We start from the raw sequence: 15,212 nt of genomic DNA, 5'->3' as shown, positions 1-15,212 counted from the left end.
CCCATCGTGAAATTGGTATTACCAATTGCCTGCATAAATAAAAGAGCAAAGAATAATAAATTATGGCTTATCAAAGGATTCGTCAGCCAAAACTTTCTGATGTGATTGAACAAGAATTGGAACGGTTGATTGTAGAAGGCACGCTAGCACCTGGTCATCAGTTACCACCTGAGCGTGAATTAGCGAAACAATTTGATGTGTCTCGTCCTTCTGTCCGAGAAGCTATTCAACGTTTAGAAGCCAAACGTCTCCTAACTCGCCGTCAAGGTGGAGGTACGTTTGTCAGTGAAAATATTTGGAAAAGTTTCTCCGATCCTCTCATTAATTTATTATCTAGCCACCCTGAAACCCAACTTGACTTGCTTGAAGCGCGTCATGCATTAGAAGGGATTGCTGCTTATTTTGCTGCACTACGTGGTACCGAAGAAGATTTTGCTGTTATTCGAGCATGTGTAGAAAAAATCGGCGATATCAAAGAAGAATCAGATGTTGAACGTGAAACGCCACTTGTGATGGCGTTTTTAGTGTCTATCGCTGAAGCGGCACATAATGTCGTGTTACTTCATATCATCCGTAGCCTTTCACCATTGCTAGAGCAAAATATCACACAGAATTTTAAGTTATTACGCCGCCGCCCTGAAGCGGTGGAGAAAGTAAGTAAACACCGAGCTAATATCGTGGATGCGATTGTTTCCGGGCAGCCAGAGAAAGCCCATGAGATGTCCCATTCTCATTTAGCTTATATCGAAGAAACATTGTTGGATTTGGGTCGGGAAGAGTCTCGCCGCGAGCGTTCTCTACGTCGAATTCAGCAGGGTAATGAGTCACAGTAGTGTGGCCCATTGCGATTCAATAATCCAACCAACAGAAGGATAGATCGCCATGTCTGACATGAAGCATGACGTAGATGCACTGGAAACTCAGGAGTGGTTAGAATCTCTTGAGTCAGTTGTACGTGAAGAAGGCGTAGAGCGTGCTCAGTTCTTGTTAGAAGAAGTTCTTGGACAAGCTCGTTTAGAAGGCGTTGATATGCCAACCGGCACAACGACTAACTACATCAACACCATCCCTGCCGACCAAGAGCCGGCTTACCCTGGTGATACAACTCTAGAAAAACGTATTCGTTCCATCATCCGTTGGAACGCAGTAATGATTGTATTACGTGCATCTAAGAAAGACTTGGAACTAGGTGGCCACATGGCTTCTTTCCAATCTTCAGCAGCGTTTTACGAGACTTGTTTCAACCATTTCTTCCGTGCTCCTAACGAGAAAGATGGCGGCGATTTGGTATACTACCAAGGTCACATTTCTCCTGGGATTTACGCACGTGCATTCGTTGAAGGCCGTTTAACTGAAGAGCAATTGGATCATTTCCGTCAAGAAGTTGATGGTAAAGGTATCCCTTCATACCCACACCCTAAATTGATGCCTGAATTCTGGCAGTTCCCAACAGTATCAATGGGTCTAGGTCCAATCGCGTCTATCTATCAAGCTCGTTTCTTGAAATACCTAGAAGGCCGTGGTCTTAAAGACACGTCAGAACAGCGTGTATACGCGTTCCTAGGTGACGGTGAAATGGATGAGCCAGAATCACGTGGTGCTATTTCTTTCGCTGCACGTGAAAAACTGGACAACCTATGCTTCGTAATCAACTGTAACCTTCAGCGTCTAGATGGCCCTGTAATGGGTAACGGTAAGATCGTTCAAGAACTTGAAGGCCTATTTAAAGGTGCTGGTTGGAACGTAGTGAAAGTCCTATGGGGTAACAACTGGGATTCTCTAATCGCGAAAGACACTTCAGGTAAACTTCTACAGCTTATGAACGAAACTGTGGATGGCGATTACCAAACATTCAAATCTAAAGACGGTGCTTACGTACGTGAACACTTCTTTGGTAAATACCCAGAGACTGCAGCACTTGTTGCTGATATGACTGACGAGCAAATCTTCGCTCTAAAACGTGGTGGTCATGAGTCTTCTAAACTGTACGCAGCGTTCAAAAACGCACAAGACACTAAAGGTCGTCCAACTGTAATCCTAGCGAAAACAGTAAAAGGTTACGGCATGGGTGATGCGGCAGAAGGTAAGAACATCGCGCACCAAGTTAAGAAACTAGATATGACTCACGTGCAACAAATGCGTGACCGTCTAGGCCTTCAAGACCTAGTATCTGATGAAGATGTAAAATCTCTACCTTACTTGAAACTTGAAGAAGGTTCTAAAGAGTACGAATACTTGCACGCTCGTCGTAACGCTCTTCATGGTTACACTCCTCAGCGTCGTACTCACTTCTCTGAAGAGCTACAAGTTCCAGCACTAGAAGAGTTCAAACCACTTCTAGAAGCTCAAAAACGTGATATTTCATCAACAATGGCGTTTGTACGTACACTGAATACTCTTCTTAAGAACAAGAGCGTCGGTGACCGTATCGTGCCAATCATTGCTGACGAAGCACGTACATTCGGTATGGAAGGTTTGTTCCGTCAAATCGGTATCTACAACCCGAATGGTCAAGAATACACTCCAGAAGACCGCGGCGTAGTGTCTTACTACAAAGAAGCGACTTCTGGTCAAGTACTACAAGAAGGTATCAACGAGCTAGGTGCTATGTCTTCATGGGTTGCTGCGTCAACTTCATATAGCACAAACAACCTGCCAATGATCCCATTCTACATCTACTACTCAATGTTCGGCTTCCAACGTGTAGGCGACATGGCGTGGATGGCAGGTGACCAACAAGCACGTGGTTTCCTATTAGGTGGTACTGCAGGTCGTACAACACTAAACGGTGAAGGTCTACAGCACGAAGATGGTCACAGCCATATTCAAGCGAACACTATCCCTAACTGTGTTTCTTACGACCCAACATTCGCTTACGAAGTTGCTGTTATCGTTCAAGATGGTATCCGTCGCATGTACGGTGAGAACCAAGAAAACGTGTTCTACTACCTAACGCTAATGAACGAAAACTACCCAATGCCTGCAATGCCAGAAGGTGCTGAAGAAGGCATCCGTAAAGGTATCTACAAGCTAGAAACTTACACTGGTGCGAAAGGTAAAGTTCAGCTAATGAGCTCTGGTACTATCATGAACGAAGTACGCAAAGCGGCTCAAATCCTTAGCGATGACTACGGCATTGCTTCTGATGTTTACTCTGTAACATCATTCAACGAATTGACTCGTGAAGGTCAAGAAGTTGAACGTAACAACATGCTAAACCCTGAAGCTGAAGAGCAAGTACCATACATTGCACAGGTAATGGGTACTGAGCCTGCAATCGCTGCGACTGACTACATGAAGAACTATGCAGAACAAGTACGTGCATTCCTACCTGCGGAATCTTACAAAGTACTTGGTACTGATGGCTTCGGTCGTTCAGACAGCCGTGACAACCTACGCCGTCACTTTGAAGTGAACGCGGAATACGTTGTTGTTGCAGCGCTTAACGAACTAGCGAAACGCGGCGACGTTGAAAAATCTGTAGTTGCAGAAGCAATTAAGAAATTCAACATCGACGTGACTAAAACTAACCCACTACACGCTTAATTGAAGGTTTAAAGTAATGGCAATTGAAATTAATGTACCTGACATCGGCGCGGATGAAGTAGACGTTACTGAAATTCTTGTGCAAGTTGGTGACAAAGTTGAAGAAGAACAGTCACTAATCACTGTTGAAGGCGATAAAGCTTCAATGGAAGTTCCTGCGCCTCAAGCTGGTGTGGTTAAAGAAATTAAAGTATCAGAAGGCGACAAAGTGTCTACTGGTTCTTTCATCATGGTATTCGAAGAAGAAGGTGCTGCAGCAGCACCTGCTCCTGAGGCTGAAGCGGCTCCTGCAGCAGCACCAGCGGCAGCTTCTGCAACGCTAGAAGTTAACGTACCAGATATCGGCGATGATGAAGTAGACGTTACTGAAATCATGGTTAAAGTTGGCGATACAGTAGAAGAAGAGCAATCTCTAATTACTGTTGAAGGCGACAAAGCATCGATGGAAGTTCCTGCACCATTCGCGGGTACTGTGAAAGAAATCAAAGTGGCTGAAGGCGACAAAGTTAAAACTGGTTCTTTCATCATGGTATTCGAAACTGCAGGCGCAGCGCCAGCAGCAGCTCCTGCTGCAGAAGCAGCACCTGCGGCGGCTCCAGCGGCAGCGGCAGCGAAAGATGTGCACGTACCTGATATCGGTGGCGACGAAGTAGACGTTACTGAAATTATGGTTGCAGTTGGCGATACAGTAGAAGAAGAGCAATCTCTAATCACTGTTGAAGGCGACAAAGCATCGATGGAAGTTCCTGCACCATTTGCGGGTACTGTAAAAGAAATCAAAGTAGCGGAAGGCGATAAAGTATCAACTGGCTCTTTGATCATGGTATTCGAAGTGGCGGGTGCAGCACCTGCAGCGGCTCCAGCAGCACCTGCTCCAGCAGCGGCGGCTCCAGCAAAAGCTGAAGCACCTAAAGCAGCAGCGCCTGCGGCAACTGGCGATTTCCAAGAAAACAACGAGTATGCTCACGCGTCTCCAGTTGTTCGTCGTCTAGCTCGTGAATTTGGCGTTAACCTTGCTAAGGTTAAAGGTACTGGTCGTAAGAGCCGTATCCAAAAAGAAGACGTACAAAACTACGTGAAAGAAGCGCTTAAACGCCTTGAGTCTGGTGCTGCATCAGGCAAAGGTGACAGCGCAGCTCTTGGTCTTCTTCCTTGGCCAAAAGTTGACTTCAGCAAGTTCGGCGAAACTGAAGTTCAACCGCTATCTCGCATTAAGAAAATCTCAGGTGCAAACCTACACCGTAACTGGGTAATGATCCCTCACGTTACACAATGGGATAATGCAGATATCACTGAACTAGAAGCGTTCCGTAAAGAACAGAATGCTATCGAAGCGAAGAAAGAGTCTGGCATGAAGATCACTCCACTTGTGTTCATCATGAAAGCAGCAGCGAAAGCGCTAGAAGCATTCCCATCGTTCAACTCTTCTCTTTCTGAAGACGGTGAAAGCCTAATCGTGAAGAAATACGTGAACATCGGTATCGCAGTAGATACTCCAAATGGTCTAGTTGTTCCTGTATTTAAAGACGTGAACAACAAAGGCATTCACGAGTTATCTGACGAACTGAAAGCAATGTCTAAGAAAGCACGTGCAGGTAAACTGACTGCGTCTGACATGCAAGGTGGTTGTTTCACTATCTCTAGCCTAGGCGGTATCGGTGGTACAGCGTTTACTCCAATCGTAAACGCACCTGAAGTGGGTATCCTTGGCGTATCTAAATCAGAAATGAAGCCAGTATGGAATGGTAAAGAATTCGTTCCACGTCTACAGCTTCCACTATCATTATCATACGACCACCGTGTGATCGATGGTGCGGAAGGTGCACGCTTCATCACTTACTTGAACGGTTGCCTAAGCGACATTCGTCGTCTAGTACTGTAATCAGTAAGTTCAAGATAAATAAGGCGGCATAAACGCCGCCTTGATTCAGTTTTATCTTGCCGATTAGGTAAGGGATAACAAAATACCCTAAATGAATTGTCGTCTAGCTCACAGGCTACGGGGATTCTCTTTTCTCACTTAGCACATGCAGTTACACTGAAATATGTTGCAATTTGTATTATTAAGTTGGAAAAGGATTTGCGTCACGCATCCACATTGGAAAGGTCGCTTCTCAGCCTGTAAGGGATATTTGACTACAAGAGGTCGAAATGAGCAAAGAAATTAAAGCCCAAGTTGTTGTACTTGGTGCCGGTCCTGCTGGTTACTCCGCTGCATTCCGTTGTGCAGACTTAGGTCTGGACACTGTTCTTATTGAACGCTACAGCACCCTAGGTGGTGTATGTCTAAACGTGGGTTGTATCCCATCGAAAGCATTACTTCACGTTGCGAAAGTTATCGAAGAAGCAAAAGCACTTTCTGAGCACGGCATCGTGTTTGGTGAGCCACAAACTGATATCGATAAAATTCGTTTGTGGAAAGAAAAAGTGATTAACCAATTAACTGGCGGTCTTGGCGGTATGGCTAAGATGCGTAAAGTTAACGTAGTCAACGGTTTTGGTAAATTCACAGGCCCTAACTCAATCGAAGTTGAAGGCGAAGATGGCAAAACAGTTGTGAATTTCGACAACGCTATCGTTGCAGCCGGTTCTCGTCCAATCAAACTGCCATTCATCCCACATGAAGATCCACGTATTTGGGACTCAACTGATGCTCTAGAGCTGAAAGAAGTTCCTGAAAAACTGCTTATCATGGGCGGTGGTATCATCGGTCTGGAAATGGGTACGGTTTACCATGCACTAGGTTCTCAAATCGACGTTGTTGAAATGTTCGATCAAGTGATTCCTGCTGCTGATAAAGACGTAGTGAAAGTATTCACTAAACGTGTTGCTAAGAAATTCAACATGATGCTGGAAACGAAAGTAACAGCAGTTGAAGCGAAAGAAGACGGCATCTACGTATCTATGGAAGGCAAAAAAGCACCTGCTGAACCAGAACGCTACGACGCAGTTCTAGTTGCGATCGGTCGTGTACCAAATGGTAAACTTCTGGATGCAGAAAAAGCGGGCCTAGAAGTAGACGAGCGCGGCTTCATCAACGTTGATAAGCAAATGCGTACTAACGTTCCTCATATCTTCGCTATCGGTGATATCGTTGGTCAACCAATGCTTGCTCACAAAGGTGTGCATGAAGGTCACGTTGCTGCAGAAGTTATCTCTGGTAAGAAACACTACTTCGATCCTAAAGTGATTCCATCAATCGCTTACACTGAGCCAGAAGTGGCTTGGGTTGGTAAAACTGAGAAAGAAGCGAAAGCAGAGGGTATCAACTACGAAGTATCTGTATTCCCTTGGGCTGCTTCAGGTCGTGCAATCGCATCTGACTGTTCAGATGGTATGACTAAACTTATCTTTGATAAAGACACTCACCGTATCGTTGGTGGTGCTATCGTTGGTACTAACGGTGGTGAACTACTTGGCGAAATCGGTTTGGCTATCGAGATGGGTTGTGATGCAGAAGATATCGCTCTAACTGTTCACGCTCACCCAACTCTACATGAGTCTATCGGTCTAGCCGCTGAAGTATTTGAAGGTTCAATCACTGACCTTCCAAATGCAAAAGCGAAAAAGAAAAAGTAATCTACTTTCTCTATGATCAAAAAAACCGCTGAGATTCAGCGGTTTTTTTATGCCTTGAATAACAACAAGGCCGATTATCTAATTAATCGAGGCTTAAAGCCGTAAGCCTCGAATTGCGAGCTGATTAAGCAGCAGCTTCGCTATTATAGATACAAAGCATATCTAGGTAATGGTTAACCAATTTATGGACGCTATTTTCGTTACGAACACGGTTCGCTTGCACAAATAGTGAGTAGCAGATACCGTGGAATAATGTTGCCATGTCTTCTGCATCGTAGTTGCTATCAAGCTCACCACGTTCAATGGCTTTAGCAAACATGTTTTTCAGCAGTAATTGGTTAGTACGGTTAGTGGAAACAAATAGAGGCCAAACTTCATCACGAGTTGAAGCGCTCCATTCAAACCAAACTTTTAGCCAATGACAATCATCAATAGCAAGATTTACCATGCCATCAGCGATGTTAGTTAGGTTTTCTCGTGCCGGAAGATCTAAGTCAATGTTGTCGGTTAAGAAGTTGGAAAACTGTCGTACAACAAAAGTGAGGACATCGTCGACCAAATCTTCACGAGTTGGAAAGTAGTTAAATACTGTAGCAACAGACACTTGCGCAATATCTGCGATGTCTGCGTGACCGCCACGACCAATCCCTCGTTTAGCAAACACTTCCAGTGCAATTTCCATTAGCTGGTGTTTACGTTTTTGAGGAGATAGACGGGTTCTTGGGCGTTTTTCTATTGAAGCATCCATATAGTTAATCCTTGCCTTGATGACTTACGTTGTTAATTTGTGAAACGAATGTTTACTAGTAATTATTTTATTATTTGCATAAAGCAATTTTGAGTGTACTGATGCATATTTATCAGGTCAACGACTAAAACTTGCTTATGCCATATTAAATTAAGATTTATGTTACTTATAATTTTTTGGTGAGTATTCTCTCACTCTGTTTGCCGGAGGGAAACGTTTTCCTGAAGCAAAAGGAATGATACTATACGCGGCTATTATTTTGGAGTAATTTTAAGCAGTTTTCCATAAGATGCTTATGGTAATGGCTCAAAAACAACGAGAGCGGTATGAAACATAAAGTTGAAGTGATGATCTCTGAGCAGGAAGTTCAAGAGCGAGTTCGTGAATTAGGGAAACAAATTTCGCAGCACTATAAAGAAAGTGAAAATCTAGTATTAGTAGGTTTACTGCGCGGTTCCTTCGTCTTTATGGCCGATCTTGCCCGTGCTATTGATGTTACTCACCAAGTCGATTTTATGACCGCTTCTAGCTACGGTAATAGCATGGAAAGCTCTCGTGATGTACGTATTTTGAAAGACCTTGATGATGACATCAAAGGTAAAGATGTGCTGCTTGTTGAAGATATTATCGATACGGGCAATACATTAAGTCGTGTGAAAGAAGTTCTGGCACTACGTGAGCCTAACTCGATTGAAATCTGTACTTTGCTAGACAAACCTTCTCGTCGTGAAGTAGAAGTGGATGTGCAATGGATTGGTTTCTCAATTCCTGACGAATTTGTCGTCGGTGTAGGGATCGATTACGCGCAGAAATATCGTCATTTACCTTATATCGGTAAAGTGGTTCCTCTTGCATAATATCTTATGTAATCAAGAGTGAAATAAGAAAGGAGCGTGAAAACGCTCCTTTTTGGGATCTAGGTTAATGGATTACCGACATAATAGGGCATAGTCGGGATTCAAAATACTTTCCATGGATTTTTGGTAGCTTGTATCAACCGTTTCTGGAGACGTACAACGCTCACCAAGGTATTCTAAATGGCCATCTTCAATACCATAGACCACACCATGTAGTTCGACATCTTGACCACGTTCCCACGCATTTTGTAATACCGTAGAATTACCGATGTTATACACTTGCTCTGCTACGTTGATCTCAGCGAGTTTGTCCGATTGATTTATTCCCGACATCTTGTCTAGATATGTGCGATGTTTGAAATAGAGATCGCGGATGTGCAGCAACCAGTTATTGATGAGTCCGAGTTTAGGATTATCGATAGCGGCAGTAATACCACCACATCCATAGTGGCCACAAATGATGATGTGTTTGACTTTAAGAACATCGACTGCATACTGAACAACCGACAAGCAGTTAAGGTCGGTATGAACCACTTGGTTGGCAACATTACGATGCACGAATAGTTCACCAGAATATAGTCCAGTTAGTCGTTCAGCGGGAACCCGACTATCTGAACACCCAATCCATAGAAAATCAGGATTTTGTCCTTTGGCTAACTTAGTAAAATACTCAGGGCGTTCAGCTTTTATGGAAGCTGACCATTTCGAGTTATTATCGAATAATTGTTTTAATTCTGGCATTTTAATTCCCTTCATTAACGATGCCAACTATACACAATGATAGGCGCCAAGCACAGATATTATACTTAATCTTTTTGCGGTTATTTTGTCGGCGGTCACCCACAATATACGCAAAAGTGTTTTTTACAAAGAATTCATTGTTACCTCTTGTCTCTTTTGGGCTCAGTGATAAGGTGACGGGATTATTCTTCGTTGTTATCAATAAAACAGCAGAGTGAATACTCTACTATTTAAGTTCATTATTAAACCATTTACTCGTTAGGCGAATAGCCTTGGCGATTGAGATATTGTTATCTCAATGTTGTTCTTTTAGACGATATGAGAATGTTATGTACGCTTTAGAATTAGATCAATTGCGCAAGACCTATTCCGGTGGTTTTGAAGCATTGAAAGGGATCAGTCTGTCCGTTAAAAAAGGCGATTTTTACGCATTACTTGGTCCTAATGGGGCAGGGAAATCAACCACAATAGGGATTATTTCTTCTTTAGTGAATAAGACCTCGGGGTCCGTGAAGGTCTTTGGCTACGACATTGATAAAGATTTAGAATTAGCTAAACAAAATTTGGGCCTGGTGCCTCAAGAATTTAACTTCAACCCGTTTGAAACCGTTGAGCAGATTGTGATGCAGCAAGCCGGTTATTACGGGGTGAAAAAAGCGCTAGCTAAAGAACGCGCGAAGAAATATTTATCTCAGTTGGATTTATGGGGCAAACGTCATGAACGGGCGCGTAATCTTTCTGGTGGTATGAAGCGTCGTTTGATGATTGCACGTGCGCTTATGCATGAGCCTCATTTGTTGATTCTTGATGAACCTACCGCTGGGGTAGATATCGAACTGCGTCGTTCGATGTGGGAGTTTTTAGAGCGAATTAATCGTGAAGATGGCATTACGATTATTTTAACAACTCACTATCTCGAAGAAGCTGAGATGTTATGTCGTCATATAGGCATCATCAATCATGGCGAATTAATTGAAAATACCACAATGAAAGGTCTATTAGGTAAATTAGCGGTCGAGACGTTTATTTTGGATGTCAATGAAACAGAGACGATTCCTCAGCTAGAAGGTGTGCGTTCACAGGACATTGTAGATGGTTCACTTGAAATTGAATTGGATAAAGAACAAGGGCTTAATCACGTATTTGCTCAATTGAGTGAACATGGCGTTAAAGTGCTATCAATGCGTAATAAAGCTAACCGTCTTGAAGAGCTGTTTGTCAGCATTATTCACCAAGCAGATTGAGGATAAACATGTATCAGATTTACTGGACAGCATTTTGTAGTTTGCTGCACAAAGAAGTGAAACGATTTACTCGCATTTGGGTACAAACTGTCGTTCCACCAGCGATTACCATGACGTTGTATTTCATCATATTTGGTAATCTGATTGGTTCTCGAATTGGCCAAATGAACGGCTTTACCTACATGGAGTACATAGTTCCTGGCCTGATTATGATGTCAGTCATTACTAACTCTTATTCCAATGTTGCATCGTCTTTTTTTAGCGCCAAATTTCAAAAAAACATTGAAGAGTTATTAGTTGCCCCTGTGCCTAATTACGTAATTATTGCGGGTTATGTGATGGGCGGAGTTTCACGCGGTTTATTAGTTGGCGCTATGGTTACCGGTGTGTCGCTATTTTTCGTTGATTTGCAAGTTCAGCACTGGTGGATTGTGGTCGCTACGGTATTTCTGACTTCCGTCGTGTTTGCTTTAGGCGGCTTAATCAATGCCGTATTCGCGAAAAGTTTTGATGATATCTCTATCGTGCCTACCTTTGTTTTAACGCCGCTGACTTATTTAGGTGGTGTTTTCTACTCGATCAGTCTGTTGCCTGAATTTTGGCAAGGAGTATCGAAAATCAACCCAATTGTGTACATGGTAAATGCCTTCCGTTATGGGTTCCTTGGTGTTTCTGACGTGGGGATTGGTACGTCATTTGGTGTGCTGGGAATTTTTGTCGTGGGTTTATATTGTGTTGCGCACTATTTGATTACTAGTGGTAAAGGTTTAAGAGCCTAATCGGTAGATTACCGTGAAACAGAAAGGCAGCACTGTGTGCTGCCCTTATTGTTATCACCGTGAAGAACTGGATTATTCTTCTTCTTGACTCGGTTTACTTTCAACCGAGAAGTCTAGAACTTGGTTATCGATTAAACGAACATGTCCCAAGTAAGCCGAAATAAGAATAACGGCTTGTGTGGTAGTTTCGCTAATTGGTTGGAGCGTTTTGGCATCACGAATAAAGATCTGATCAGGAATAAGATCAGCAGCGCGGAGTTGATCGCTAGCATCTTCTGCAATAGAGGCATAATCATCGCGACCATTACGCATCGCACTGCTCATCCAGCGCATCGTTCTTGCCAATACTGGGGCGAGTTGGCGCTCAGCCACTGTTAATAGATTATTACGCGAGCTCATGGCTAAGCCATCTAATTCACGTACGATTGGTACCCCAATAATTTCAATATCCATTGCCAGATCTTCGACCATTTGACGAATCACAGCCAATTGCTGAAAGTCTTTTTCGCCAAAACAAGCCACGTCCGGTTGAACGATATTAAACAGCTTAGTCAGAATGGTAGCAACACCGCGAAAGTGCCCTGGGCGAGCAGCGCCTTCTAACATATGAGATAAGCCTGGAACCTCAACAAATGTCTGTTTATCTAAGCCGTTAGGGTAAATGATCTCAGGGGTAGGGGTAAATACGAGATCAACGCCCTCACCATTAAGTTTATTCAGATCATCATCTAATGTGCGTGGATAGCTATTTAAGTCATCCGCTCGATCGAATTGTAGTGGGTTTACAAAAATACTGGCTACAACGATGTCACCTTCTTCGTGTGCTTTACGCATTAAAGTTAAGTGTCCTTCGTGTAAGTTACCCATTGTTGGTACAAACGCGATCTTACGGCCTTCACGCTTATATTGTTTGATTTGCTCACGTAGTGACGCAATGTCAGAAAATGTTTGCATGAATGACTCCTTAAGCAATGGTATGTGCTAAACCAGGGAATTCTCCACTGGCAACATCGGCGATGTATTTTGCGACAGCTTGGCGCATATCCCCAGTTTCAACTAAGAAATTCTTAGAGAACTTAGGCATATAATTTGCGGAAATGCCAAACATGTCGTGCATTACCAAAATTTGACCATCAGTTTGATTACCAGCACCAATACCGATGACAGGAATATCTAACGCTTTTGTGATCGTTTCAGCCAAAGCGGCTGGTACACATTCAAGTACCACAATTTGTGCGCCAGCTTGTTGGAGTGCCAGAGCATCATTAAGCATTTTTTCAGCTTGATCTTGTTCTCGGCCTTGTACTTTATAACCACCAAAAATATTCACTGCTTGAGGGGTTAGCCCCAAATGAGCGCAGACAGGTACAGAGCGTTCAGTTAACATCGTTATGGTATCTGCTAACCAACCACCACCTTCAATTTTTACCATGTTAGCACCAGCACGCATGAGCTTAGCTGCTTCTTGGCAAGCTTGCTCTGGCGTTGCATAACTCATAAACGGCATATCGGCCATGAGTAAGGCATTTGGGCTACCTTTACGCACAGCTTTTGTATGGTAGGCAATATCTTCTACTGTGACGGGCAGGGTATCATTTTCACCCTGCAAAACCATGCCTAAAGAATCGCCGACAAGAAGAACCGGCATTTCCTGGCTTTCAAATAGTTGAGCGAAGCTGGCATCGTAGGCCGTGACGCTCGCAAATTTACGACCTTCTTGTTTCCATTTCATTAGGTCGTTTATTGTGATTTTTTTCATTACTGTTCCTTACTAGATAAGGCGCTGACTATTGCCAGATTTTAAGCCCATTTAGCGGTACTGCTTCCAGTAGATCCTTTAGTGCGGTTCCATCTGGTAGACACAACTCAGAGGTTATTTCTGCCAGAGGATAAAGGACAAATTCCCGTACTTTCATTCCATAGTGAGGGATCGTCAGGCGTTCGTTTTCAATCACTTCCTGACCGTAGAGTATGATATCGAGATCAAGCGTACGAGGACCCCAGCGCTCTTTTTTACGTACTCTACCATGTTGTTGTTCGATTGACTGTGTGCAATCTAATAGTTCCAGTGGTGAAAGCTCAGTTGTAATTTTCACCACGGCATTGATGTAGTCTGGTTGATCCTGTGGCCCCATTGGCGTACTGCTATACAAAGAGGATGTGGCAATAAACGTTGAGCGAGGCAACGATTTTAGTGCTTCGATGGCTTCGTTTGCTTGTGCAACAGGTTCGCCAAGATTACTGCCTACCGCAATATATACTGTGATCATGACTCAGTTTTGCTCTTTTTTTTGTTCGCAGGTTTGCGACGACGAGCTCGTGGCTTTTGCGTGCTAGCCTGATTGAGGTCATTTACCATCGCTTGACGCATATTGCGTCCTGCTGATTGGAATGTATCCCACCACAAGGCCAATTCTTTAATTTCGCCCCCTTCGACTTCACCTCGCATTTTTAGGAAGTCAAAGCCTGCACGGAATTTATTTAGCTCCATTAAACGGAAAGCACGTTTACCATTACGACGAGGTAAGCGCAGTTGTAACTGCCAAATTTCGCGAATTGTTGCCGTATGACGACGTGGAATCGCAATACGTTTTACTACTCGATCAAGTACTTGGTTACTCGCTTCCATCACGGCATCATAGAAATTGATATTGGTTTCTTCTACCAATTTATTAGCACGTTCGATCATTGGATACCAGAGTATCGCTGCGAACATAAAAGCGGGATTAATGCGTTTGTTTTCTTCAACGCGAATATCGGTGGAATCCAATGAGAGATCCAGCATATGTTCGGTATTTGAGCTGTAATCAGGAGTGAAATGCTCACTAATTACAGGGAACAACTGTTCAAAAACATTGTATTCGCGCATCAAGTGATAGGTTTCTAAACCGTATCCCGATTGCAGCATCTTTAAGGATTCTTCGTAAAGGCGTGCCGCTGGAATATCACTTAATAGATAAGCGAGGCGTTCGATAGGCTCTGCAGTATCTTCTTCGATATCAAAATCTAGTTTTACTGCAAAACGAATTGCACGCAGCATGCGTACCGGATCTTCACGATAGCGAGTCTCGGGATCGCCAATAAGTCGAACCAAGCGATCTTCTAAATCTTCGACGCCACCTGCGTAATCGTGAATGCTGTAATCGGCAATGTTGTAATACATTGCATTGATAGTGAAATCACGACGCTCTGCGTCTTCATCTTTGGTGCCGTATACGTTATCACGTAATAACATACCTTGATCGGATTGTACGGATAACTGAGTATTTTGCTCTTGATGGTGTCCACGGAAGGTCGCCACTTCTATAATATCGCGACCGAACATGATGTGGGCAAGACGAAAGCGGCGACCGATTAAGCGACAGTTACGAAATAACTGACGAATTTGTTCTGGAGTCGCATTTGTCGCTACATCAAAATCTTTTGGTGTACCGCCGAGCATTAAATCACGAACACCGCCTCCAACAAGGTAGGCTTCGTACCCAGCACCATGTAAGCGATACAACACTTTTAGCGCATTTTCACTGATCAACTGGCGAGAAACAGAGTGCTCTTGGCGCGTGATAATGTTCAAAGCTAAGTTTGGGTATACGCGGTGTCCGCGTTGTTGTAAATCGTTGTTATTCATGTGCATCTGACAATGATTGGTGTTACCCATTTCGTTCGTGAACTTCACGTGACACGAGGGGGAACAGGACGAATTTGCGGCTAATAATAG

Annotated in this window: 13 protein-coding genes; 7 read left to right on the top strand and 6 right to left on the bottom strand. The window is 43.5% G+C overall.

Annotated elements, in window-relative coordinates; all coding sequences use genetic code 11:
* Nucleotides 1-62: 62 nt before the first annotated feature.
* From pdhR to lpdA, 4 genes are all read left to right on the top strand, one after another.
* Nucleotides 63-833: a pyruvate dehydrogenase complex transcriptional repressor PdhR gene (gene pdhR, locus I1A42_RS01600; protein WP_161153847.1), complete on the top strand. Its 771-nt coding sequence runs from the start codon at nucleotides 63-65 to the stop codon at nucleotides 831-833.
* A 49-nt stretch (nucleotides 834-882) separates the two neighbouring features.
* Nucleotides 883-3,546 (top strand): pyruvate dehydrogenase (acetyl-transferring), homodimeric type, encoded by a 2,664-nt coding sequence (aceE, locus tag I1A42_RS01595; RefSeq protein ID WP_161153848.1) that lies wholly within the window; start codon nucleotides 883-885, stop codon nucleotides 3,544-3,546.
* 16 nt (nucleotides 3,547-3,562) lie between these two features.
* The gene (gene aceF / locus I1A42_RS01590; protein WP_196122467.1) at nucleotides 3,563-5,428 is read left to right on the top strand and encodes a pyruvate dehydrogenase complex dihydrolipoyllysine-residue acetyltransferase; all 1,866 of its coding nucleotides are present in this window, start codon (nucleotides 3,563-3,565) and stop codon (nucleotides 5,426-5,428) included.
* Between the two features lie 269 nt (nucleotides 5,429-5,697).
* Nucleotides 5,698-7,125, top strand: a complete 1,428-nt coding sequence (gene lpdA, locus I1A42_RS01585) for a dihydrolipoyl dehydrogenase (protein ID WP_161153850.1) — start codon at nucleotides 5,698-5,700, stop codon at nucleotides 7,123-7,125.
* A gap of 124 nt (nucleotides 7,126-7,249) precedes the next feature.
* Here the strand turns inward: lpdA and I1A42_RS01580 are convergent, their stop codons facing one another.
* Complete coding sequence (locus I1A42_RS01580) at nucleotides 7,250-7,873, bottom strand: LuxR/HapR/OpaR family quorum-sensing transcriptional regulator (protein ID WP_161153851.1); 624 nt, start codon at nucleotides 7,871-7,873, stop codon at nucleotides 7,250-7,252.
* 326 nt (nucleotides 7,874-8,199) lie between these two features.
* Here I1A42_RS01580 and hpt point away from each other — a divergent pair, with 326 nt between their 5' ends.
* A complete protein-coding gene (gene hpt / locus I1A42_RS01575; RefSeq protein WP_161153852.1) occupies nucleotides 8,200-8,730 on the top strand; it encodes a hypoxanthine phosphoribosyltransferase in 531 nt (176 codons plus the stop codon).
* 72 nt (nucleotides 8,731-8,802) lie between these two features.
* On the opposite strand, the gene can is transcribed toward hpt, so the two are convergent.
* On the bottom strand, nucleotides 8,803-9,471 hold the full coding sequence (gene can / locus I1A42_RS01570; RefSeq protein ID WP_161153853.1) for a carbonate dehydratase: 669 nt from the start codon (nucleotides 9,469-9,471) through the stop codon (nucleotides 8,803-8,805).
* Between the two features lie 329 nt (nucleotides 9,472-9,800).
* On the opposite strand from can, the gene I1A42_RS01565 reads away from it, so the two are divergent.
* Both I1A42_RS01565 and I1A42_RS01560 read left to right on the top strand, forming a co-directional pair.
* Complete coding sequence (locus tag I1A42_RS01565) at nucleotides 9,801-10,715, top strand: ABC transporter ATP-binding protein (protein ID WP_161153854.1); 915 nt, start codon at nucleotides 9,801-9,803, stop codon at nucleotides 10,713-10,715.
* A gap of 8 nt (nucleotides 10,716-10,723) precedes the next feature.
* Nucleotides 10,724-11,494, top strand: coding sequence for an ABC transporter permease (locus tag I1A42_RS01560; RefSeq protein ID WP_161153855.1), 771 nt, complete (start codon nucleotides 10,724-10,726; stop codon nucleotides 11,492-11,494).
* A gap of 72 nt (nucleotides 11,495-11,566) precedes the next feature.
* Here the strand turns inward: I1A42_RS01560 and panC are convergent, their stop codons facing one another.
* From panC to pcnB, 4 genes are read right to left on the bottom strand one after another with little or no spacing between them, the layout of a single operon-like run.
* Complete coding sequence (gene panC / locus I1A42_RS01555; protein ID WP_196122465.1) at nucleotides 11,567-12,448, bottom strand: pantoate--beta-alanine ligase; 882 nt, start codon at nucleotides 12,446-12,448, stop codon at nucleotides 11,567-11,569.
* Nucleotides 12,449-12,458: 10 nt separating this feature from the next.
* A complete protein-coding gene (panB, locus tag I1A42_RS01550; RefSeq protein ID WP_196122463.1) occupies nucleotides 12,459-13,253 on the bottom strand; it encodes a 3-methyl-2-oxobutanoate hydroxymethyltransferase in 795 nt (264 codons plus the stop codon).
* A gap of 28 nt (nucleotides 13,254-13,281) precedes the next feature.
* A complete protein-coding gene (gene folK, locus I1A42_RS01545) occupies nucleotides 13,282-13,764 on the bottom strand; it encodes a 2-amino-4-hydroxy-6-hydroxymethyldihydropteridine diphosphokinase (protein ID WP_196122460.1) in 483 nt (160 codons plus the stop codon).
* Nucleotides 13,761-15,122, bottom strand: a complete 1,362-nt coding sequence (gene pcnB, locus I1A42_RS01540) for a polynucleotide adenylyltransferase PcnB (RefSeq protein WP_196122458.1) — start codon at nucleotides 15,120-15,122, stop codon at nucleotides 13,761-13,763. The genes folK and pcnB overlap by 4 nt, the downstream gene beginning before the upstream one ends.
* Nucleotides 15,123-15,212 lie beyond the last annotated feature (90 nt).

This window comes from Vibrio nitrifigilis (assembly GCF_015686695.1).
Lineage (GTDB): Bacteria > Pseudomonadota > Gammaproteobacteria > Enterobacterales > Vibrionaceae > Vibrio > Vibrio nitrifigilis.
The sequence above is the reverse complement of the archived record's forward strand: the minus strand, read 5'-3'. Positions and strand labels throughout refer to the sequence as shown.

Excerpts from the sequence above, each read along its gene's own strand:
- pdhR (WP_161153847.1), top strand. The coding sequence starts at position 63 with ATGGCTTATCAAAGGATTCGTCAGCCAAAACTTTCTGATGTGATTGAA.
- aceE (WP_161153848.1), top strand. The coding sequence starts at position 883 with ATGTCTGACATGAAGCATGACGTAGATGCACTGGAAACTCAGGAGTGG.
- aceF (WP_196122467.1), top strand. The coding sequence starts at position 3,563 with ATGGCAATTGAAATTAATGTACCTGACATCGGCGCGGATGAAGTAGAC.
- lpdA (WP_161153850.1), top strand. The coding sequence starts at position 5,698 with ATGAGCAAAGAAATTAAAGCCCAAGTTGTTGTACTTGGTGCCGGTCCT.
- I1A42_RS01580 (WP_161153851.1), bottom strand. The coding sequence starts at position 7,873 with ATGGATGCTTCAATAGAAAAACGCCCAAGAACCCGTCTATCTCCTCAA.
- hpt (WP_161153852.1), top strand. The coding sequence starts at position 8,200 with ATGAAACATAAAGTTGAAGTGATGATCTCTGAGCAGGAAGTTCAAGAG.
- can (WP_161153853.1), bottom strand. The coding sequence starts at position 9,471 with ATGCCAGAATTAAAACAATTATTCGATAATAACTCGAAATGGTCAGCT.
- I1A42_RS01565 (WP_161153854.1), top strand. The coding sequence starts at position 9,801 with ATGTACGCTTTAGAATTAGATCAATTGCGCAAGACCTATTCCGGTGGT.
- I1A42_RS01560 (WP_161153855.1), top strand. The coding sequence starts at position 10,724 with ATGTATCAGATTTACTGGACAGCATTTTGTAGTTTGCTGCACAAAGAA.
- panC (WP_196122465.1), bottom strand. The coding sequence starts at position 12,448 with ATGCAAACATTTTCTGACATTGCGTCACTACGTGAGCAAATCAAACAA.
- panB (WP_196122463.1), bottom strand. The coding sequence starts at position 13,253 with ATGAAAAAAATCACAATAAACGACCTAATGAAATGGAAACAAGAAGGT.
- folK (WP_196122460.1), bottom strand. The coding sequence starts at position 13,764 with ATGATCACAGTATATATTGCGGTAGGCAGTAATCTTGGCGAACCTGTT.
- pcnB (WP_196122458.1), bottom strand. The coding sequence starts at position 15,122 with ATGAATAACAACGATTTACAACAACGCGGACACCGCGTATACCCAAAC.